Genomic DNA, 20,266 nt, shown 5'->3' with positions numbered 1-20,266 from the left:
CTTCGTCATCGGATGTCCGGACACCCACCCTCCGGACGCGTGAAAGGGTGGAGCAATGAGCAACGTCGAAACCGACCCGGTCGAGATCGAGTGCGAACACGGACCCGACGAACCCGTCGCCGGGCGGCCGCTGACCGAGATCATCACCTCCCGCGAGGTGCCACTCGGCGGGCCCCGCGCGATGCCCGTGCGACGAACCCTGCCGCAACGGCAGCGGTCGCTGATCGGAGCCTGGTGCTTCGCCGACCACTACGGACCGGACGACGTCGCGCTCACCGGCGGCATGGACGTCGCGCCGCACCCGCACACCGGGCTGCAGACCGTCAGCTGGCTGTTCACCGGCGAGATCGAGCACCGCGACAGCCACGGCGTGCACGGGATGGTCCGCCCCGGCGAGGTCAATCTCATGACCGGCGGCCGCGGTATCTGCCACTCCGAGGTGTCGACGGCGGCCACGACAATCCTGCACGGCGTCCAGCTGTGGGTGGCGCTGCCCGACGCGGCGCGCGACGCTCCCCGCAACTTCGAGCACCACGTGCCGCCGGTCGTATCGGTCGAGGGTGCGTCTGTTCGTGTGTTTCTCGGCTCGCTGGCCGGATCCGTGTCGCCCGTCCACACCTTCACGCCCCTGCTCGGTGCGGAACTCACACTCGAGCCGCGGGCTCGGGTCCGCCTGGACGTCGATCCCGCGTTCGAGCACGGCGCCCTCGTCGACACCGGTGCGGTCCGGATCGAGGACATCGACCTGGCCCGCGCCGACCTCGGGTACGTCGGGATCGGGGCGTCGACCCTGACGCTGACGAACCTCACCGACGAACCGGCGCGCGTCGTGCTGCTCGGCGGCGAACCGTTCGGCGAGGAGATCGTCATGTGGTGGAACTTCGTGGGCCGCAGCCACGAGGAGATCGAGGAGTTCCGCGACGCGTGGCAGGCCGAGTCCGACCGCTTCGGCGCGGTGGACGGCTACTCCGGTGACGTGCAGCGACTGCCGGCGCCGCCGCTGCCCAACGCCCGGATCCGGCCGCGGAAGAACCCGCCGTCGGCCTGAGCGCCCATTCCTCGAGCCCGGACGCGGGATCCCGCGCGAACCGACCGGGAATGGGCGGTGAGGCCGAACCTCAGTCGCGCGCGGGCAGCCGGTAAACCCGCTCGGCAGTCGCGGTCGACGCCTTCGCCAGCTCACCGGGGTCCTCGCCGCGCACCTCGGCGAGCGCCCGCAACGTGTAGGGCAGGCAGTACGACTGGTTGGGCGCGCCCCGGAACGGGTGCGGGGTGAGATACGGCGCATCCGTCTCGACGAGCAGCTGGTCCGACGGGACCAGCAGCGCGGCCTCGCGCAGCGCCTTCGCGTTCTTGAAGCTGACGGTGCCCGAGAAGCTCAGCACGTAGCCGGCGTCGACGCAGGCGCGGGCCATCGTCGCGTCGGACGAGAAGCAGTGGAAGATCACCGTCTCGGGCGCGCCCTCCGACTCGAGGACGCGCAACAGGTCGGCGTCGGCATCCCGGTTGTGGATCATCAGCGGCTTGCCGAGACGCTTCGCGAGGTCGATGTGCCATCTGAAAGCACCGACCTGTTCCTCGAGGGTCGCGCAGCCGTCGAGCTTGCCCGGCCAGTACAGGTCCAGGCCGGTCTCCCCCACCGCGACCACGCGCGGGTCCGACGCCAGACGCTCGACCTCCGCCTTGGTGGCGTCGTCGAGGGCATTGGCCCGGGTCGGATGGATCGCGACCGCCGCGAAGACCCGCTCGTCCCAGTTCGCGGCGTCCACCGCGAACTGCGCGGCCGCCAGATCGTCGGCCACCGTCACGATCCGCTCGACGCCGACCGACGCCGCGCGGTCGACGATCTCGCGCACGCTCGCCGCGTCGGTGGCACCGCACGCATCGAGGTGGGTGTGGGCGTCGACGAGCGGAAAAAGCGGCTCGGGCAGGTCCGGGGCGGGACGATCTTTGCTCACGTCGATAGAGTAGGCGCACCATGACTGTGCCTCCCTCGCCTACCCAGCCGTCCCGGCGCCCGTTCTATCTGACGACCGCGATCGCGTACCCGAACGGCGTCCCGCACATCGGACACGCCTACGAGTACATCTCGTCGGACGCCATCGCACGCTTCAAGCGTCTCGACGGGTTCGACGTGTTCTTCATGACCGGCACCGACGAGCACGGCCTGAAGATGCAGCAGACGGCGGCCAAGGAAGGCATCGACGTCCGCGACCTCGCCACGCGCAACTCGGACGTGTTCCAGGCCATGGACAAGGCCCTCAACATCTCCTACGACCGGTTCATCCGGACGACGGACGCCGACCACCTCGAGGCCAGCAAGGCGATCTGGCAGCGGATGGAGGCGGCCGGCGACATCTACCTCGACACCTACTCGGGGTGGTACTCGGTGCGCGACGAGGCCTTCCACGCCGAGGACGAGACGACGGTCCTCGAGGACGGCACGCGCATCGCCACCGAGACCGGCACGCCGGTCGAGTGGACCGAGGAGTCGAACTACACGTTCCGGCTGTCGAAGTACCAGGATCGCCTGCTCGCGCTGTACGAGGAGAACCCGGACTTCATCGCGCCGGCCACCCGCCGCAACGAGATCCTCAGCTTCGTCAAGAGTGGCCTCAAGGACCTGTCGATCTCGCGCACCACGTTCGACTGGGGCGTCCCGGTGCCCGGCGACCCCGCGCACGTCATGTACGTGTGGGTGGACGCGCTCACCAACTACCTCACCGGTGCCGGCTTCCCGAACACCGAGTCCGAGGAGTTCGGGCGCTACTGGCCCGCGAACCTGCACATCATCGGCAAGGACATCACCCGGTTCCACACCGTGTACTGGCCGGCCTTCCTGATGTCGGCCGGCGTGGAGCTGCCGAAGCGCGTCTTCGTCCACGGCTTCCTGTTCAACAAGGGCGAGAAGATGTCGAAGTCGGTCGGCAACGTCGTCGACCCGCTCGCGATGGTGGAGCAGTACGGCCTCGACGCCGTCCGCTTCTTCCTGCTGCGCGAGATCTCGTACGGCCAGGACGGCAGCTACAGCCACGAGGCCATCGTCACCCGCATGAACACCGACCTGGCGAACGAGCTGGGCAACCTGGCCCAGCGGTCGCTGTCGATGGTCGCGAAGAACTGCGACGCGCAGGTCCCGACGCCGGGTGAGCTCACCGACGACGACCGTGCGCTGCTCGCGCAGGCCGACGCGCTGCTCGAGAAAGTTCGGGCCGAGTTCGACGTGCAGGCACTGCACCTCGCGCTCGAGGCGATCTGGCACGTGCTCGGGGAGACGAACCGCTACTTCTCGCAGCAGGAGCCGTGGGTGCTGCGCAAGACCGATCCGGCCCGCATGGCCACGGTCCTGTACGTGACCCTCGAGGTGGTACGCATCGTCGGCGTTCTCGTCCAGCCGGTGATGCCGGACTCGGCCGCGAAGATCCTCGACCTGCTCGGCCAGGCCCCCGAGGCCCGCACCTTCGCCGACCTCGAGAACCGCATCGTCGCCGGTACGCCGCTGCCCAAGCCGGTCGGTGTGTTCCCGCGGTACGTCGAGGAATCCGCCGACGAGTAGTCGCTCACCGAAAGTTGTCGGTCCCCTCGTGCACACTCGCACCCATGGGGAGCAATAGAACATACTTTCGAACACGGGAACGCCTCGCCGCCGACTGCGTGCCGCCGCGGCAGCGGTCGGCGGCCGGGCTCATGGCCGCGCTCGCCGACGCCTACGAGCGCGGCTGGCAGCCGGCCGACGTGATGCACGTGACCCGGCGCGCGCTCGGCGCCGGGACCACGCCGACCGCCGCCGCGGCGGTGCTCTTCCAGGCACACACCTCGGGCAGCACGGGCCGGGCACCGCGCGAGTGGCTGGCACAGCTCTCCCGCATCGCGGACGGCGAACCGGACGCCGCCCGGTTCGCCGACGCGCTGCCGCCCCGCTGCGACCCCGACGACTTCGCCGCGGCCCTCGACGCCGACGGTTGGCAGATCGCGGTGCGCGACTGGGTGGACCTGACGGTGCTGTGGCTCGAGTTCCCGCGGCTGAACCAGCTGTGCGAGCCGCCGTCGGTGTGGCCGCGCCTGCGGGCGCAGCACGGCGACGGTCCCACCGAGGTCCCCGAGGCCGTCGACGCCAAGGTCCTCGGCAGGATTCGCGGGCTGCTCGCCAAGGCCGAGGCCACCGAGTTCGTCGAGGAGGCCGAGACCTTCACCGCCAAGGCACAGGACCTCATGACGCGGTACGCGATCAGCACCGCACTGCTGAGTGGCGGCAGTCCGGCGTCCACCGCGGTCCACAGTCGCCGCCTGCACCTCGACAACCCGTACGTGCGCGAGAAGATCCACCTGCTCACCGCGATCGGCGAGGCCAATCGCGTGCGGACGGTGTGGTTCGACCGGTTCGCGATCGCAACCGTCGTCGGCAGCCCGCTCGACCTCGAACAGGTGGAACTGCTGTTCACGTCGCTGCTGGTCCAGGCCACCCGCGCGATGCAGACGGCCGGAGCCCGCGACGCGGGCACCTCCCGGACCGCGTCGTTCCGCAAGGCGTTCCTGTTCGGGTTCGCGGTGCGCATCGGGCAGCGACTCAAGGAGACGGACGGCCGCGCCACCGCCGAGGCCGCGGTGGACGCCGACGTCCGGATCGACGACCTGCTGCCGGTGCTGGCCGCGCGGTCCGCGGCGGTGGACGCGGAGTTCGAGCGGCTGTTCCCCACCACCAGGGCGTCCCGGAGTCGCACCGTCGACGCCGACGGCTGGCACGCCGGGCAGTCCGCGGCCGACGACGCGTCCCTGTCACCGTCGGCTCGGGCGATCCCGCGATGAGGCACCGGCCACACACGGGGTGCCGGCCCGATCGACGTCACCGTGGACCGATGCCGGTGCCGCCCGCCGCCCATGGAAAGCTGGACCGATGCGGATCGAGCGGCTCGGAGACGGTGGCACCGCCGCCGACGTGTTCCGCGCACTGGCTCGGCGGGCTCGGTCGCGGCAGCTTCCCCCGCCGGCCGGCCTGACCGGACGCTGGTTCGGCACTGCCGCGGTGATCGCCCCGAGCGTGCGGGCAGTCCCGTGCGACCCCGCGGCGGCCTTCACGCTGCGGCCGCCTGCCGGGTCCGACCCACGTGAAACACCGGTACCGGACGGACTGCTCGTCGGCGGCGGCTGGATCGGCTACCGCGCCTACCCCGACCGGACCGGGACGCTGCCCGCCGCGGCCGGCGGCTGGACCGATCACGTCGTGCGACTCGACGCGTCGGGGTGCTGGTGGTTCGAGAGCCTGCGGGACGAGCCGTGCCCCGACGACGTCGTGCGAGCGGTACGCCACCCGGACGCCGCTCCGGAGCCGTGGCACGTCGAATGGACCGAACCGGACCGGCACGCCCACCGTCGCGGCGTCGAGGCCTGCCTCGACGCCATCGCCCGCGGCGACGTCTACCAGGCGTGCGTGTGCGCGCGATTCCACGGCACCAGTTCCGGGCTGCCCACCGACTTCTTCGCCGACGCCGTCGAGCGGACCCGCCCCAGCCGGGCCGCCTTCGTGCAGGGCCCGTGGGGTTCGGTGGCGTCGCTGTCGCCCGAGGTGTTCCTGTCCCGGCACGGCGGCACCGTCACGTCGAGCCCCATCAAGGGCACGCTGCCGCTCGGCGAGAATCCCGAACTGCTGCGCGGCTCGGTCAAGGACGTGGCCGAGAACGTGATGATCGTCGACCTCGTCCGCAACGATCTGGGCCAGGTCGCCGAGCCCGGATCCGTCCGGGTCACCGATCTGCTGCGGGTCAAACCGGCCCCCGGCGTCTGGCACCTGGTCTCCACCGTCGCCGCGACCGTCCCCGACGCCGTGGACGCCGCCGCGCTGATCGACGCCACCTTCCCGCCCGCGTCGGTCACCGGCTGCCCCAAACTCTCCGCGCGACAACTACTGGCGCAGTGGGAGCCGGAGCCGCGGGGCGTCTACTGCGGCACCGTCGGGATGCACAGCCCGGTCGCGGGTCTCGAACTCAACGTCGCGATCCGCACCGTCGAGTTCGACCCGACGGGCCGGGTGGAACTGGGCGTCGGCGGCGGCATCACGATCGACTCCGATCCCGCCGCCGAATGGCAGGAATGCCTCGACAAGGCGCGCAGCATCGTGACGCTCACCGCGTCCCGCACGCATCCTGTCCCGACTCCGGCATCTCGAAATGCGCCGGCCGATCCTGCGTCAGTTCCGAGGTAGCGGCACAAATCCGCCCGGTGATCGTGTCCGCGTCCAGCCGCCACATGCGCAGCACGCCGTCACCGCCACCGGCGACAACGGTGTCGGTCCGCGGCATGGTCGTCACCTGCCAGCGTCCCTTGCCGATCGTCGTCAACGGGCCTCCGACGGCCTCGCCGTCGTCGGCGACGCTCCACAACAGGACCGAGCCGTCGTCACTGCCGCTGACGACGTGGGATCCGTCCGCTGTGAACGCGACGCTGTACACCGTCCCGGTGTGCCCCCGCAGTGGTTCCGGACGCCGGTCGAATCCGCCGTCGGCGTCGCGATCCCACAGCAGCAGCGTGTGATCGTCACTCGCGGTGACCATCGTCGAACCGTCCGGACTGAACGCGAGGGCGTTGACGCCGCCCTCGTGACCGCCGCCCCGCAGCTCCCGCGGCGCAGCCGCGGACGGATCGGTGACGTCCCACGCGTGGATGTCGCCGTCGGCGCTGGCCACCACCAGCAGGTCGCCGCTCGGGCTGAACTGGGCGCTGCGCACCAGATTGTGCGGTCCGGTCAAGCTCCGGCCGCGGATGACGGGCGCGCGGGGATCCTCGATGTTCCACAGCGCGACGCTGAAGTCGTCGTCGCCGATCGCCAGGGTCCGCCCGTCCGGGCTGAACGCCATCTCCCACGTGAACCGGGTCGCGGTGACGATGGCGGGACCCAACGGGGTCGGCTTCGCGGGATCCTGCACATCCCACAACTGCACGTGGCCGCCCGAGGTCTGCGTGGTCGCGAGGATCCGGCCGTCCGGTGACAGCGCCGCGACATTCGCGCCGCCGCGCGGTCGCGGCACGTCGATCGACCCGGCCTGCTCGAGGCGGCCCTGCTCGTCGACCGCCCACAGCCGCACCGCGGTGTCGTATCCGGCGGTCGCCAGCAGCGACCCGGACCGGTTCATCGACGGCAACGTCAACTGCGCATCCGACACCGGGACCGTCCCCGGCGCCAACGTCCAGACCCGCAGCACCGAATCCTGGCCACCGGTGACGATCGCACCGCCGTCCGGGGAGAGCGCGAGCGCCGGAACCCCACCGCCGTTGCCGCTGAGCGCGGGCTTCATCTCGTGCAGGACGCGCGTCGCCGGGTCCACCGACCACAGTTTCGCGGTCCCGTCCCACGACGCGCTCGCCAGGGTCGCCCCGTCCGCGGCGAACGCGATGGTCCAGATGCCGCCCGTGTGCGCCTGGATCGGGGTGTCGATCGGGCGGATCGCCGCGAGATCGGTGGTGTCGAACATCCGGATCAGCCCGTCGTCGCTGCTCGCGGCGAGGCTGCGGCCGTCCGGGCTGAACGCGACCGAATGCACCACGTCGTCGAAGCCCGACAGCTCACGACCGATCTGGACCGGGCGCGCCGGGTCGGCGACGTCCCACACCCGGACGGTGCGGTCGTCGCTCGACGTCGCGAGGACCGAGTCCCCGCGGAACGACACCGTCCGCACCGCACCGGAATGGCCATGCAGCGTCCACGTCGGGAACCGTCCGGAGACGGGGTCCGACGTGTCGACGAGGGTGACGGTGCCGTTGTCGTGCGGGACCGCGAGCAGCGTGCCGTCGGGGCTGAACCGCACGTTGTGCACGGCGCCGGGCGCCGACCGCACGCCCTCCACCAGCGGACGCGGCGCGGCACGGTCGGTCACGTCCCAGATCCACATCGCGCCGTCGCCGCTGCCGGCGGCGAGCAGTCGACCGTCGCGACTGAACGACACCGATGCCATGTACTGCTGCGATCCGGTCAGGTCTGCGCCCACCTGGACCGGATCGGACGGATCGGTGAAGTCCCACAGGCGCACCGTCCGGTCGTCGCTCGCCGTCGCGAGCGTCCGGCCGTCGGCCGAGATCGCCACCCCGTAGATCGGTCCGGTGTGTCCGGGCAGGGCGCGCGAGATGGGCGTGTTCTCGGTCGCGACCAGCCGGGAGAAGGCGTCGTCGCTGCCGGGGCGCATCTGCCACGCGGCGAGCGAGAGCTGCGCCGACGTGGTCGGGTCGCTGTCACGGAGTGCGTCGGCCAGGGCCACGACCTGCTGAAACTGCGCCGCACTGCGCTCGTTCTCGGCGCGGGACTTCGCGGCCAGCGCCATCACGCCCATCACCAACGCGACCACCGCGGAGAACGCGAGGGCGGTCATCACGCTCCGCTCCATCCAGGACTGGCGTCGCACCTGGCGGACGGACGCGTCGAGGAAGTCGGCGGCCGCAGGCGTGAGCGACGCCGCCACCGCGGGAATGCCGGCCTCGGTGGTGTCGGTGGAGTTGTCCGCACGTTTCGCGGCGTGCTCGGCCAGCAGGTCGAGGCGACCGCGGTGATAGAGCAGGCTGTTGTTGCGCTTCGCGTCGTCCCAGTGCACCGCGTCGGTCTCGACCTGCTGCCGCAGCGCGGAGTAGGACCGGTCCTCCTGGATCCAGGTCGCGAGCCGCGGCCAGGTGACGATCACCGCGTCGTGGATCAGCTCGACGTCGTCGCCGTCGACGACGAGCACACGGGCGTTGACGAAGTGGTCGATCACGCGCCGTCCGGCGCCGGTGTCGGCGCCCTCGAAGGCGACGAGCTGCGCGAGGGTGCGGCGGATCTTGACGTCGGTGCCGGTACTGGTCACGTACACCAGGTGCACCATCATCGCGCGCGCGAGGACGCGGCCACGTTCGTCGAGCTGTTCCCAGGCCTGTTCGGCGGCGGCGGCGATGGAGCCGAGCACGCCGCCGGTGCCGCGGTAGTTCGCGATGGTGAGCTGGCCGCCGCGGCGCCGCTCCCACATGGTGTCGAGCAGATGCGAGACCAGCGGCAGCACGGTGCCGCTCCCCTCCGGCAGCACCGCGCCGCTGCCCTCGGGCGGGTTCGGGGACGGCTCCGTGAGCACCCCGAGGTCGTTGAGGATCAGATCGACCAGGCCGGGCTCGAGTTTCAACCCGATCATCCGGGCCGGCTGCGTGATCACCTCGACGACGTCCTCGCGGAGCAACGGCGCCACCGCTTTGCTGCGTTGTTCCAGCGCGCGAGCGAGTACCGGGTAGGCGAGGGCCTGCGCGTAGAAGTCCGAGCGCATGGTCGCCACGACGGACGGCGTCTCGGACGGCTCCTGGCCGAACCGGGCCGTGGCCGCGAAATCGAGCACCGTGAGGAATCGCGTCCGCTGGTCCGGATCGGTGCACTGCGTGAAGAGCTCTTCGATCTGGTCGACGACCAGCAGGACCTGGGCGGCCCCCGTTCGGCCCGCGGCTTCGCGGAGCGCCAGGTCGATCTGCGCGTGATCGGGGGCGGCGATGCACTTCTCCAGCTCCGGCACCGCCGCGACCAGGGCATCGAGCGGGTTCGCGCCGGGCGCGAACACGATCGGCGCGAACGCGGTCCGGCCCTCGCCGCGGTCGTGTCCGCGCAGTTCGGGAATGAGGCCGGCCTGCACGAGCGACGACTTGCCGACACCGGAGGCGCCGGTGACGATCACCAGGCCCTGCCCCTGCGCCGACAGCACCGCGGCGACGAGGCTGCTCACGCTGTGCCGTCGACCGAAGAACAGTCGCTCGTCCTTCTCCCGGTACGGGGCGAGTCCGCGGTAGGGCCGCACACCCGCGGGGAGGGCCGGGACGATCGGCTCGGCGCCGGCGCCCGCGGTCCGGGCGGCGGGGACCGCGTTGGCGCTGCGCCACCACGTCTCCCACTGCCGCATCGAGAACAGCCCGTCGGTGGGCGGCTGGCCGACGTGGAGTGAGCGCGCCATGCGGATCAGCACGGCCAGCACCGGACGGACGGATTCGAAGGTGGCCGGCATCCGCTTGCCGGACCGCCAGTCACTGACGCGCTGAACCGACGCCGGCTTCTCCCCGCCCATCGAGCGCGTGAGGGTGGCGGCTTCGGAGACCACCTTCTTCAGCGGCGGTCCCCCCGCGGTCGCGAACAGGAGCCGGAGTTGGTCGGCAAAGAACAGGCGTGCCTGCGAGCCCGACTGCCCCGCGTCCGGCATCTGTTCGGTCTCGGACGTCATCGCCCGCGTCCCTCCTCCATCCCCGACTCGTTGGTCCGATTCGTCTCGATTCCGCCCTCGACAGAGGGCCGCGGACGACCTGGAAGACCACTCGAATTCCGCTGCGGATTAATTCCTCACCGCCTGCGAACTGCGATGATAGCGCCTCGTGCGGACTCGTCGGTTTCTGAGTTCCGCCAAGCGGGGCAAAGTCGACATCGACGCACAACGGCCCCAGAGCCGGCGGCGCGGTTGCCGGTTGGGGCTGGAGACAGACGAGGGGTAGTCCCGGCCGGCGCACGCCACGGAGGAGGAGCGCGCGATGATCGAACGAGCGACGAAGTTGACGGCGAGAACACCGCCGGCAGTAGCGGCCACTCTCGTGATCGCAGCGACTTTGGGGCTGATGGTGCTGTTGGGTGCGGCCCCCGCCGATGCGGCCGCGACCCCGCCGGGTGGGGCTTCGATCTCAATCGAAGCCCCTACCCGCGGGTGAGTGACTCCGACGGGGGTCGGCGGGGGCCGGCAAACCACGCCGTCATTCCACCGCGCGGGCGTCAGCCCCGACGCGTCGCGAGCACCGTCTCGTACAACTCTCGCTTCGACACGCCATCGGTGGCGACCTGAGCGCACGCGTCCTTGAGCCGGACGCCCTCGGCGACGAGACGCTCCACTTCCCCGACGAGATCCTCGGGATCGGCGGAGACCGGCTGCGCGCCCTCGAGGACCACAGTGATCTCACCTCGGGCACCGTCGGCGGCCCACTCGGCCAACTCCGCGAGCGTGCCGCGGCGGACCTCCTCGTAGGTCTTCGTCAGCTCCCGGCAGACGGCGGCACGCCGATCCCCTCCGAGGACGTCGACGGCATCGGCGAGGCAGGCCGCTAGCCGGTGCGGCGCCTCGAAGAACACGCACGCCCGCGGCTCGGTGCGCAGCATCTCCAGCCAGGCACGGCGCTGCCCCGGCTTGCGGGGCGGGAACCCGTCGAAGCAGAACCGTTCGACCGGCAGCCCGGACAACGCCAGCGCCGTCGTGACCGCGGACGGTCCGGGCAGGCACGTCACCGGCAGATCCTTCTCGACGCACGCAGCGACCAACCGGTAGCCGGGGTCGCTCACCGACGGCATCCCGGCGTCGGTGACGAGCAGGACCGTCCGCCCCTCCTCGAGGTCGGTGAGGAGTGCGGGCAATCGGTTGACCTCGACCTGGTCGTAGAAGCTGACGACCCGACCGGTGATGGTGACCCCCAGTGCGGCCGCGAGAGCCTTGGTGCGACGGGTGTCCTCCGCGGCGACGACGTCGGCGGATCCGAGCGCGTTGCGCAGGCGATCGGAGGCATCACCGATGTCGCCCATCGGAGTTGCGGCGAGGACGAGGCGACCAGTCATGGATGACAGCCTACGATCGACTCGTGACCCAGCTGACGGACGATCGTCCTGTGCCGTCGTCCGGCAGTGCCCGACTCGTGAGCCCGGCGCCACTGGCGCCGGCGCCCGACTTCGGCCTGACCGATCGACGCCGCGGCTGGATCGTGACGGCGCTCGTGACGGCGCTGGCCGCGATCACCCGGTTCACGATGCTGAACTACCCCACCGACGCCGGGACGCCGGTCTTCGACGAGAAGCACTACGCGCCGCAGGGCTGGCAGGTGCTGACCGGTGGCGGCATCGAGGACAACCCCGCGTACGGGCTGGTGGTGCATCCGCCGGTCGGCAAGCAGCTGATCGCGATCGGCGAGGCGCTGTTCGGGTACAACGCGTGGGGCTGGCGGTTCGCGTCGGCGATGGCGGGGACGATCCTGGTGCTGCTCGTCGTGCGTATCGTGCGGCGCATGGCCCGGTCGACGCTGATCGGTGCCATCGCCGGCCTGCTCCTGATCGTCGACGGCGTCACGTTCGTCTCGTCGCGGCTCGGGATGCTCGACATCTTCCTGGCCCTGTTCACCGTCGCGGCGCTGGGCTGCCTCGTCGTCGACCGCGACCAGGTGCGGGAGCGGATGGCCCGCGTACGGGCGGAGGGACGCATCGACGTCACCGCGTTCGGCCCGAGACTCGGCGTCCGGTGGTGGCGTTTCGGCGCGGGCATCATGCTCGGGCTGGCGTGCGGCACCAAGTGGTCCGGCATGTACTTCATCGCGTTCTTCGGGCTCATGTGCGTCGGCTTCGACATCGCGGCCCGACGCGCGTACGGCGTGCGCCGGCCGTGGGTCGGGACCGCGATCCGCGACATCGGCCCCTCCCTGTACGCGCTGGTGCTGGTGCCGCTCGGCGTCTATCTGGCGACGTACTGGGCGTGGTTCGCGAGCGAAACCGGTGTGGACCGGCACGCGGTGGGCAACGAGGTCGGTACCGGCGGACCGTTCGGGTTCGTGCCGGACGCGCTGCGGTCGCTGTGGTACTACAGCGCCAAGGTGCTCGAATTCCATTCGGGGCTCACCAACTCGGCGGGCAACCACCACCCGTGGGAGTCGAAGCCGTGGACGTGGCCGATGGGTCTGCGGCCGATGCTGTACTACTACGCCGAAGGCGAGCACGTGTCCGGCTGCGGCGGGCCGAGCTGCGTGAAGGCGGTCATGCTGATCGGCACGCCCGCCATGTGGTGGCTGGCGGTGCCGGTGCTCGGATGGGCGTTGTGGCGGACGTTCGTGAGCCGCGACTGGCGGTACGCGACAGTGCTCACCGGGTACGCCGCCGCGCTGCTCCCGTGGTTCGTGACGCTGGACCGGCAGATGTACTACTTCTACGCGGTCGCGCTGGCGCCGTTCTTCGTGATGGCGATCGCGCTGATTCTCGGCGAGATTCTCGGCGCCGCGAAGGATTCGGCCGAGCGGCGCGGCACCGGTCTGCTCGCGGTGTGCCTGTACGTGGGCCTCGTGGTCGCGAATTTCGTGTGGTTGTGGCCGATCCTCACTGCGGTGCCGATCACCCCGGAGATGTGGCAGCGGGAACTGTGGCTGCCGAGTTGGCGCTGACCCCGGCGGCTGAAAGGCATCCGTCCGGCCCCGCGCGTGGGTAGTGTGCACCGGATGTCCAGATCGTCTCTCGCGGGAATCGTGACCGCCCTCGCCGTGCTGACCGTGCTCGTACCGGCAACGGCGCGAGCCGATGCCGGCCCGGTGGCGCCCCGCTGGTCCGATGTGACGTCGGTGGGCGTCCACAACACGTTCGAGAAGCAGCGCTACCCGTTCCTCACCGATGCGCTCGATGCCGGTGCCGGCCTGATCGAACTCGACGTGTGGACCAATGCCGCAGGCCCGGAGTGGCGCGTGTCGCACTCCAATCCGATCGCGAACGACAACAACTGCACGGGAGCGACGTCGGCTTCGCAGTTACGGACGGGTCCGCTCGATCGGTTCCTCGGCGGCTGCCTCGACGACCTGCGAACGTGGCACGACGCGAACCCGAACCACGCGCCCGTCGTGGTGAAGGTCGAGATGAAGGACGGTTTCACCGCACCGTTCGGCCGCGGTCCGGCGGAGTTCGACGCGCTGGTGCGCAGCCATCTCGGGGATGCGGTGTTCGCGCCGGCCGATCTCCTTGCCCACGGTGGGTCCGCCGCGACACTCGACGACGCCGTCCGGACCGCGGGGTGGCCCGCGGCGGATGCGCTGCGCGGAAAGTTCCTGATCGAGTTGATCCCGGGGACCGTGCAGGAGAACAACCCGCTCGACACCTGGTGGACCGACCGCGCCTACGCGACGCACCTGGCAGACCTCGCCCGGGTCGACGGGTTGGGTCTCGCGAGCGCCTTCCCCGCGGTGCACAAGGCGCAGGCCGGCGATCCGCGCATGCGGTACGAGGCGGGCCTGCGGCCGTGGTTCGTGGTGTTCGACGGCGACGCGTCGGACTTCACGGGCGGCGGGATCGACGCCGCGTGGTACCGCGACAGCGGCTATCTCGTCGTCATGACCGACGCGCACAAGGTGAATCCGGCGCTCGACCCGGTCGCTCCGCCGGAAGCGGACGCGCGGGCGCGGGTTCTGGAACTCGCGGGCCGGTCGGCGTCCGTGGTCTCCACCGACTGGACGCCGCTTCCCCGGATCCTGTCGATGGTCACCGACCGTGGCTGACCGTCACGTCCAGCGACTGCGGGCCCGCACCGACAGTCGCCGTTCCTTGCGCTCGGCGAGGATCATCGGGTCACGCGACAGGTCCCGGTACAGCGAGATGCACAGGCCGATCATGACGATGACGAACGGTGCGGCCGCGATGATCGTCATCGTCTGCAGTCCGTTCAGCGCCTCGGCGCCGCCGGTCCACAGGATCAGGGCCGCGACACCGCCGGTGAGCAGACCCCAGAACACGACGACCCAGCGGGCCGGTGCGAGCGCCCCGCGCTGCGACAGCGTGCCCATCACCATCGAGGCGGCGTCCGCGCCGGAGACGAAGAAGATCGCGACCAGCACCATCACGATGACGGTCGAGAGCCCGAACAACGGCAGATGCTCGAGCATGCCGAACAACTGGCTCTCGGTGGTGTCGCGGCCGGCGAGGTCGATGCCCTCCTGCTGCTCGTTGATGCCGGCGCCACCGAACACGGAGAACCAGAGCAGGCTGACGAGGCTCGGGATCAGGATGACCCCGACCACGAACTGGCGGATGGTGCGGCCGCGGCTGATGCGGGCGAGGAACATCCCGACGAACGGGGTCCACGAAATCCACCAGGCCCAGTAGAAGATCGTCCACGACGACAGCCATTCCGCGGTGGCCGGATTGCTCGACGCCGCCGTCCGCGCGGACATCAGCGAGAGCTCGGCGGCGTAGTTGCCGATCGTGGTGGGCACGAGGTTGAGGATCAGCACGGTCGGCCCCAGCACGAAGACGAACACCGCGAGGGTGAGGGCGAGCACCATGTTGATGTTCGAGAGCCATTGGATGCCCTTGGCCACGCCGGACACCGCGGACGCGACGAAGGCGAGAGTGAGCACGGCGACGACCGCGACCAGCAGGAGGGTGCCCACCTCGCCCATCCAGCCGACGACCTCGAGGCCGGAGCCGATCTGCAGCGCACCGAGCCCCAGGGACGCGGCGGTGCCGAACATCGTCGCGAAGATCGCGAGGATGTCGATGATCCGGCCGATGGGTCCTTCGCTGCGCCGCCCGAGGAGCGGGAAGAAGGCCGCGCTGATCAGCTGCGGGCGCCCCCTGCGGTAGGTGCCGTAGGCGATCGCCAGTCCCATCACCGCATAGATCGACCACGGGTGCAGGCTCCAGTGGAACATGGTGGTGGCCATGGCCGTTCCGACACCGCCGTCGGTGCCGGGAGGCGGTGTGACGAAGTGTGCGAGGGGTTCGGCGACACCGAAGAACATCAGTCCGATGCCCATGCCCGCGCTGAACATCATCGCGATCCAGCTGACGGTGGTGAACTCGGGCTTCTCGCCGTCCTTACCGAGCGGCACCCGCCCGTACCGGCTGGCGGCGAGCCACAGCGCGAAGATCACGAAACCGGAGGCGGCGATGACGAACAGCCAACCCAGGTTCTCGACCAGCCAGTCGAGCATGTTCCCGGTGACCGTCTCGAGGTTGTCGGGCGCGGCCAGTCCCCAGACGAGGATGGCGGCGACCGCACCCGCGGCGACGCCGAACACGACACGATCGGTTCCGGGCAATTCACGCGTGCCTGCCATTCCCCACACGCTGCTCATCTTCCTGCGCAAAAGCAAGCACCCGGACGCTCGTGGCGGCGTCCGGGTGCTGCTCGCGTGCGGCGGGCGTGGGATCGCTATGCCGCGGACAGGATGCGCGAGTTCTTGCCGACGAAGGCGTCGACGCTGACCCGGCCCGCACCGACACCGGCAATGAGCAGCGAACCGACCCCGAGGGCCACGACCAGCTCGTAGCCGCCGTCCCCGACGAAGACGCCGTTGCCGATGTGGACGAGGAAGAACGCCCCGAGCATGTTGAGGAACAGCAGGACACCCGCGATGCGGGTGGCGAGTCCGATGAGCAGGGCGATGCCGCCGACCAGCTCGATCGTGGCGGCGACGATCGCCGAGACGTCGGCGAGCGGAATGTCCATGCCGGCGAACGCGGCCTGGGTGCCGTCGATTCCCCAGTCGAAGAACTTCTGCCAGCCGTGGGCGATGAAGATGACGCCGATTCCGACGCGGGCGATGAGCAGGGTGGCGTCACGGAAAGCCGTGGAGTTCATGAGAGTCCTCAGGATGGGATCGGACGCGCGGAGCCGCGCCCTCGGATGTCCCCACTCTGACACGTTTAAGTTGAAGCGTCAACCAAATGTGTCAGGCCCCCTTGAGCGCGGTCGCGACGAACGCCGCCGCGTCCTCGTCGGACATCCCCAGCCGACGAACCGTCGCCACGTACTCCGTCGCGGCCCGCTGCGCCTTGGTCCGCGTCGGATCGCCGGTCGCCGCGATGAAAGAACCGAGCCGACCGCGCGTCTCGATCACCCCGAGCTGTTCGAGCTCGCGGTACGTGCGGGCCACCGTGTTCGGCGCGATCCCCAGGTCGGCGGCGAGCTTGCGCACCGTCGGGATCTTGGTACCCGCGACCAGCTCCTCGTTGCGGACGAGTTCGAGGATGCGCACCCGCAACTGCTCGAACGGCGGCGTCGCAGCGTCGTGGTCGATCTCGATCTCCACCGGCGTCCCCGTTCGTCGTCCTTGCTGATCCGGCCCGTGAACTCACGGTAACACGGCGACGGCGTCCTGGACCGGAATCGAGCCCTCCGTGAGCATCAATGTGCGGCCCACCGCCCGCGGCGTGTGGCCGTCCGCCCCCGACGCGAGCAGGGCGACGATCACCGCCGCGACATCGGCGCGCGGCACGGTGCCGCGCTCGAGCGGCGGTTCGGTGAGCGCCACCTCCCCCGTCGGCTCCTCGTCGGTGAGCTCGCCGGGCCGCACGATCGTCCAGTCCAGGGCATCGCGTCCGCGCAGATCCTCCTCGGCCGCCGACTTCGCGGTCAGGTACGCGGCGAACACCTCGTCGGTTCCCGGCGGAACAGGCTCGCCCGCCCCGAACGAGCTGACCTGTACGAACCGCCGAACTCCGGCCAGCTCCGCCGCGTCGGCCATCAGCACCGCCGCGCCACGGTCGACGGTGTCCTTGCGGGCAACGCCGCTCCCCGGGCCGGCTCCGGCTGCGAACACCACGGCGTCGGCGCCTCGGAGCAGTTCAGCGACCTCGCCGGCGGTGGCGTGTTCGAGATCCACGATCTGCGGGAGCGCGCCGAGCGCGCGCACCGGGCCCTCGTGGTCGGGGTTGCGGATGAGCGCCACGGCCCGGTCCCCCGAGGCGGTGAGCAGTTTGATCAGATGCCTGGCGAGCTTGCCGTGCCCGCCGGCAATGACGACGCGTCGATCGGTCATGGTGGACTCCTCACACTGGTTCGACATGACGTGTCCGCTCCCTGCCATTGTCCCAGTGCACAATGACTGACATGGCAGGCACGAACGACACCGCGAAAACCGCAACGATCTATCACAACCCGCGCTGCAGCACGTCGCGGAACACCCTGAAGCTCATCGAGGACGCGGGCATCGAGCCCACCGTCGTCAAGTACCTCGAGACGCCGCCGTCGCACGACGGTCTGCGCAAGCTGCTCGACGACGCCGGCCTGCGCCCCAGCGAGGCCATCCGCAAGAAGGAGGCCCTCTTCGCGGAACTCGGACTCGCGACGGCGTCGGAGGACGAACTGCTCGACGCGATGGTCGCCAACCCGATCCTGATCGAACGCCCGATCGTGGTGACCGACCGCGGCACCGTCCTGGCGCGCCCCTACGAGAAGGTGCGCGAGATCCTGTAGTCCGCCGGTCAGGCCAGCGGATCGCGCGCAAGTGGACACGACATGCACCGCGGTCCGCCCCGGCCCGACCCCAATTCCGCCCCGGAGATGCGCAGCACCTCGATGCCCGACGCCTCCATCCGTGCGTTCGTCTCGACATTGCGCTCGTAGGCCACCACGACACCGGGCGCCAGCGCGAGCGTGTTGTTGCCGTCGTCCCACTGCTCGCGTTCGGCGGTGATGTGGTCGAGTCCGGTGTCGATCACCCGGAGCTTGCCGATGCCCATCGCCGTCGCGGCCGCCTCCAGGAACGGCTCCGGTCCGCCGATGCAGACCAGTCCGTCCTCACGTCGAATCGTGTACGCCGACAAGGTGTCCCGCACGGCGGGATACATCACCACGGCATCCGAGTCCACCATGGTCAGCACCGTGTCCAGGTGCATCGACGCGCGGCGCTGCTCGATCGGCACCGCGAGCACCGTGTGCGCGAGCCCGTCTTCGAAGACGCTGCGCGCCAACGCTTCCGCACCCGCCGGGGTGGTCCGCTCCCCCACCCCCACCGCGATCACACCGGGCGCGAGGAGCAGCACGTCCCCGCCTTCGACCGGGGCGGTGTGCGATTCGTATGCCCGCCGCACCCCGCGGAAGCGCGGATGGTGCGCATAGATCAGGTCGGTCAGCGACGCCTCGCGCACCCGCGCGGGCAACGCGAGCGACGTGATCGCGACGCGACCGCCGACCCAGAACGACGAGTCCCGGGTGAAGAGCAGATTCGGCAACGGGTCGATGACGAAGTCGCCGCCGTGGTGCATCAGCCGCACCAGGGACGGCGTCGCGGCGCCCGTGCCGATCGGCAACTCGTCGAACGTCATGCCCGCCGTGAGGATCGCGGACAGTTCGTCGGCCGGGACACCGCGCAGGTGCGCGGCCAGATCCTGAGCGAGCGCGTGTCCGAGCTTGCGCGGATCGACCGCAGCCGAGATGCCCTGCATGCGCGCCGCGCCGCTGGTCGTGAGGGTCTCGGTCAGCACGTCGGCGAGCAGCAGCACCTCGACACCGTGCCGGCGTAGCAGGGCGGCGAACGCGTCGTGCTCGTCCTGCGCGCGATCCACCCACGGCAGCCCGTCGAACAGGAGCTGATCGTTGTTGCGGGGAGTGAGGCGTCTGAGCTCGTCGCCGGGGCGGTGGAGCAGCACCGACCGCAGCGTCCCCACCTCGGTGTCGACGCCGAGCCCGGAGGCCTCCTGCACGCTCATGGGTAAACGGTAGTCCCGCGTGGGTCGGTCGGCACCTCACAATCCTCGACTATTGTCGAGGTTGTGGGCTCGGGAGAGGCGGACATCATGGACAAGCCGGACTGGAACACCAGGGAGCTCACCCCCGGGCAGCTGTCCGAACGCAGCGGGGTCGCCGTCTCGGCGCTGCACTTCTACGAACGCGAGGGCCTGATCTCGAGCCGCCGCACCAGCGGCAACCAACGCCGCTACAAGCGCGACGCCCTCCGCCGCGTCGCGTTCATCCGGTTGTCACAGCGTGTCGGGATCCCGCTCGCCGAGATCCGGGACGCCCTCTCGACCCTGCCCGACGGCCGCACACCCACCCGCAACGACTGGGCCCGACTGTCGAGCCGCTGGCACGCCGACCTCGACCGCCGCATCGAACAGCTGGTCCGGCTCCGCGACGACCTCACCAACTGCATCGGCTGCGGCTGCCTCTCGCTCGCGAGCTGCACGCTGGCCAACCCGCACGACGAGCTCGGCACCGAAGGGCCGGGCGCCCGCGTCATCGACGTCGACCTGGACTGACGTCACGCCCGCTCGCCGTCGAGACGGCTCTGCGCCTCGGTGCGGTCGCGCTCGACCATCTGGGACACCATCTGTCGGGCGAGCAGCTCGATCTGCCCGCCGACCAGCGGGACGCGCACGGTGATGGTGCCGCGCACGTCCAGCACCGATCCCACGCCGTGCGAGCGCAGGGCGTACTCGCCGTCGATCGCGACGGGGATCCCGGTGGAACGCCCGGTGACCAGGCCCGTCGCCGCGCCGTCGTGGACGGGCCGCCACGCGTCGACCCGTTCCATCCGCATCTCACCACGAATCACCTTGCGCACCAAGGCCGGAAAGTTGTCCGAATCGACGGTTTCGACCATCGTCACCGTCACCAGCCGCTGCCCGTCGTCGGACGTTGCCGCCTCCACACGCACCTCGGCGCGCGACGACCCGTCGGCCGCGCGGGAGCGCCAGTAATCCTCGTCGGTCAGCAGCGCATGCACGCGCTCGACGGGGTGATCGAACTCGGCCGAGAACTCGAATCGCTTCGGCATGGAGCCG

17 protein-coding genes are annotated in these 20,266 nt (G+C 70.4%); 8 read left to right on the top strand and 9 right to left on the bottom strand.

What is annotated here, in order from left to right:
* Nucleotides 1-55: 55 nt before the first annotated feature.
* A complete protein-coding gene (locus ABTV10_RS06460) occupies nucleotides 56-1,048 on the top strand; it encodes a pirin family protein (protein ID WP_499033323.1) in 993 nt (330 codons plus the stop codon).
* A gap of 70 nt (nucleotides 1,049-1,118) precedes the next feature.
* On the opposite strand, the gene ABTV10_RS06455 is transcribed toward ABTV10_RS06460, so the two are convergent.
* Nucleotides 1,119-1,958, bottom strand: coding sequence for a TatD family hydrolase (locus tag ABTV10_RS06455; protein ID WP_499033321.1), 840 nt, complete (start codon nucleotides 1,956-1,958; stop codon nucleotides 1,119-1,121).
* A gap of 20 nt (nucleotides 1,959-1,978) precedes the next feature.
* Between ABTV10_RS06455 and metG the strand changes: the two genes are divergently transcribed.
* The 3 genes from metG (at nucleotide 1,979) to ABTV10_RS06440 (ending at nucleotide 6,199) form a co-directional block, all read left to right on the top strand.
* Nucleotides 1,979-3,556 (top strand): methionine--tRNA ligase, encoded by a 1,578-nt coding sequence (gene metG / locus ABTV10_RS06450; RefSeq protein WP_499033319.1) that lies wholly within the window; start codon nucleotides 1,979-1,981, stop codon nucleotides 3,554-3,556.
* Nucleotides 3,557-3,600: 44 nt separating this feature from the next.
* A complete protein-coding gene (locus tag ABTV10_RS06445; protein WP_499033318.1) occupies nucleotides 3,601-4,806 on the top strand; it encodes a DUF2786 domain-containing protein in 1,206 nt (401 codons plus the stop codon).
* An 88-nt stretch (nucleotides 4,807-4,894) separates the two neighbouring features.
* A complete protein-coding gene (locus ABTV10_RS06440) occupies nucleotides 4,895-6,199 on the top strand; it encodes an aminodeoxychorismate synthase component I (protein ID WP_499033317.1) in 1,305 nt (434 codons plus the stop codon).
* Here ABTV10_RS06440 and ABTV10_RS06435 read toward each other — a convergent pair.
* Nucleotides 6,120-10,208, bottom strand: coding sequence for an NACHT and WD repeat domain-containing protein (locus ABTV10_RS06435; protein ID WP_499033316.1), 4,089 nt, complete (start codon nucleotides 10,206-10,208; stop codon nucleotides 6,120-6,122). The two genes, ABTV10_RS06440 and ABTV10_RS06435, sit on opposite strands and share 80 nt — an antisense overlap.
* Nucleotides 10,209-10,744: 536 nt before the next feature.
* On the bottom strand, nucleotides 10,745-11,575 hold the full coding sequence (gene rsmI / locus ABTV10_RS06430; RefSeq protein ID WP_499033315.1) for a 16S rRNA (cytidine(1402)-2'-O)-methyltransferase: 831 nt from the start codon (nucleotides 11,573-11,575) through the stop codon (nucleotides 10,745-10,747).
* Between the two features lie 23 nt (nucleotides 11,576-11,598).
* On the opposite strand from rsmI, the gene ABTV10_RS06425 reads away from it, so the two are divergent.
* Together ABTV10_RS06425 and ABTV10_RS06420 are read left to right on the top strand one after the other, a co-directional pair.
* Nucleotides 11,599-13,158, top strand: a complete 1,560-nt coding sequence (locus ABTV10_RS06425) for a dolichyl-phosphate-mannose--protein mannosyltransferase (RefSeq protein WP_499033314.1) — start codon at nucleotides 11,599-11,601, stop codon at nucleotides 13,156-13,158.
* 54 nt (nucleotides 13,159-13,212) lie between these two features.
* Entirely contained in the window at nucleotides 13,213-14,256 is a 1,044-nt protein-coding gene (locus tag ABTV10_RS06420; protein WP_499033313.1) for a phosphatidylinositol-specific phospholipase C domain-containing protein, read from the top strand.
* 3 nt (nucleotides 14,257-14,259) lie between these two features.
* Here ABTV10_RS06420 and ABTV10_RS06415 read toward each other — a convergent pair whose 3' ends face one another.
* The 4 genes from ABTV10_RS06415 to ABTV10_RS06400 form a co-directional block, all read right to left on the bottom strand.
* Nucleotides 14,260-15,816 carry a BCCT family transporter gene (locus tag ABTV10_RS06415; protein WP_499033311.1) on the bottom strand — a complete coding sequence of 519 codons (1,557 nt, stop codon included), beginning with the start codon at nucleotides 15,814-15,816 and terminating at the stop codon, nucleotides 14,260-14,262.
* A 95-nt stretch (nucleotides 15,817-15,911) separates the two neighbouring features.
* Nucleotides 15,912-16,340, bottom strand: a complete 429-nt coding sequence (locus tag ABTV10_RS06410) for a DoxX family protein (protein WP_499033310.1) — start codon at nucleotides 16,338-16,340, stop codon at nucleotides 15,912-15,914.
* A gap of 91 nt (nucleotides 16,341-16,431) precedes the next feature.
* On the bottom strand, nucleotides 16,432-16,791 hold the full coding sequence (locus tag ABTV10_RS06405) for a GntR family transcriptional regulator (protein WP_433610820.1): 360 nt from the start codon (nucleotides 16,789-16,791) through the stop codon (nucleotides 16,432-16,434).
* A 42-nt stretch (nucleotides 16,792-16,833) separates the two neighbouring features.
* Nucleotides 16,834-17,520 (bottom strand): SDR family oxidoreductase, encoded by a 687-nt coding sequence (locus tag ABTV10_RS06400; protein ID WP_499033308.1) that lies wholly within the window; start codon nucleotides 17,518-17,520, stop codon nucleotides 16,834-16,836.
* A 71-nt stretch (nucleotides 17,521-17,591) separates the two neighbouring features.
* On the opposite strand from ABTV10_RS06400, the gene arsC reads away from it, so the two are divergent.
* Nucleotides 17,592-17,957, top strand: coding sequence for an arsenate reductase (glutaredoxin) (arsC, locus tag ABTV10_RS06395; RefSeq protein WP_499033307.1), 366 nt, complete (start codon nucleotides 17,592-17,594; stop codon nucleotides 17,955-17,957).
* An 8-nt stretch (nucleotides 17,958-17,965) separates the two neighbouring features.
* Here the strand turns inward: arsC and ABTV10_RS06390 are convergent, their stop codons facing one another.
* Entirely contained in the window at nucleotides 17,966-19,192 is a 1,227-nt protein-coding gene (locus ABTV10_RS06390; RefSeq protein WP_499033306.1) for an arginine deiminase, read from the bottom strand.
* An 87-nt stretch (nucleotides 19,193-19,279) separates the two neighbouring features.
* Here ABTV10_RS06390 and soxR point away from each other — a divergent pair, with 87 nt between their 5' ends.
* The gene (gene soxR, locus ABTV10_RS06385) at nucleotides 19,280-19,741 is read left to right on the top strand and encodes a redox-sensitive transcriptional activator SoxR (protein ID WP_499035148.1); all 462 of its coding nucleotides are present in this window, start codon (nucleotides 19,280-19,282) and stop codon (nucleotides 19,739-19,741) included.
* A gap of 2 nt (nucleotides 19,742-19,743) precedes the next feature.
* Here soxR and ABTV10_RS06380 read toward each other — a convergent pair whose 3' ends face one another.
* Complete coding sequence (locus tag ABTV10_RS06380) at nucleotides 19,744-20,259, bottom strand: DUF2505 domain-containing protein (protein ID WP_499033304.1); 516 nt, start codon at nucleotides 20,257-20,259, stop codon at nucleotides 19,744-19,746.
* Between the last annotated feature and the right edge of the window lie 7 nt (nucleotides 20,260-20,266).

This window comes from Paraburkholderia sp. RHO2, from assembly GCF_050955445.1.
Taxonomy (GTDB): Bacteria; Actinomycetota; Actinomycetes; order Mycobacteriales; family Mycobacteriaceae; genus Prescottella; species Prescottella agglutinans_A.
This window is presented reverse-complemented; position numbering and strand designations above follow the sequence as displayed.

What these genes read in the sequence shown, in the direction of transcription:
- ABTV10_RS06460 (WP_499033323.1), top strand. Translation starts at nt 56, where the DNA reads ATGAGCAACGTCGAAACCGACCCGGTCGAGATCGAGTGCGAACACGGA.
- metG (WP_499033319.1), top strand. Translation starts at nt 1,979, where the DNA reads ATGACTGTGCCTCCCTCGCCTACCCAGCCGTCCCGGCGCCCGTTCTAT.
- ABTV10_RS06445 (WP_499033318.1), top strand. Translation starts at nt 3,601, where the DNA reads ATGGGGAGCAATAGAACATACTTTCGAACACGGGAACGCCTCGCCGCC.
- ABTV10_RS06440 (WP_499033317.1), top strand. Translation starts at nt 4,895, where the DNA reads ATGCGGATCGAGCGGCTCGGAGACGGTGGCACCGCCGCCGACGTGTTC.
- ABTV10_RS06435 (WP_499033316.1), bottom strand. Translation starts at nt 10,208, where the DNA reads ATGACGTCCGAGACCGAACAGATGCCGGACGCGGGGCAGTCGGGCTCG.
- rsmI (WP_499033315.1), bottom strand. Translation starts at nt 11,575, where the DNA reads ATGACTGGTCGCCTCGTCCTCGCCGCAACTCCGATGGGCGACATCGGT.
- ABTV10_RS06420 (WP_499033313.1), top strand. Translation starts at nt 13,213, where the DNA reads ATGTCCAGATCGTCTCTCGCGGGAATCGTGACCGCCCTCGCCGTGCTG.
- ABTV10_RS06415 (WP_499033311.1), bottom strand. Translation starts at nt 15,816, where the DNA reads ATGGCAGGCACGCGTGAATTGCCCGGAACCGATCGTGTCGTGTTCGGC.
- ABTV10_RS06410 (WP_499033310.1), bottom strand. Translation starts at nt 16,340, where the DNA reads ATGAACTCCACGGCTTTCCGTGACGCCACCCTGCTCATCGCCCGCGTC.
- ABTV10_RS06400 (WP_499033308.1), bottom strand. Translation starts at nt 17,520, where the DNA reads ATGACCGATCGACGCGTCGTCATTGCCGGCGGGCACGGCAAGCTCGCC.
- arsC (WP_499033307.1), top strand. Translation starts at nt 17,592, where the DNA reads ATGGCAGGCACGAACGACACCGCGAAAACCGCAACGATCTATCACAAC.
- ABTV10_RS06390 (WP_499033306.1), bottom strand. Translation starts at nt 19,192, where the DNA reads ATGAGCGTGCAGGAGGCCTCCGGGCTCGGCGTCGACACCGAGGTGGGG.
- soxR (WP_499035148.1), top strand. Translation starts at nt 19,280, where the DNA reads ATGGACAAGCCGGACTGGAACACCAGGGAGCTCACCCCCGGGCAGCTG.
- ABTV10_RS06380 (WP_499033304.1), bottom strand. Translation starts at nt 20,259, where the DNA reads ATGCCGAAGCGATTCGAGTTCTCGGCCGAGTTCGATCACCCCGTCGAG.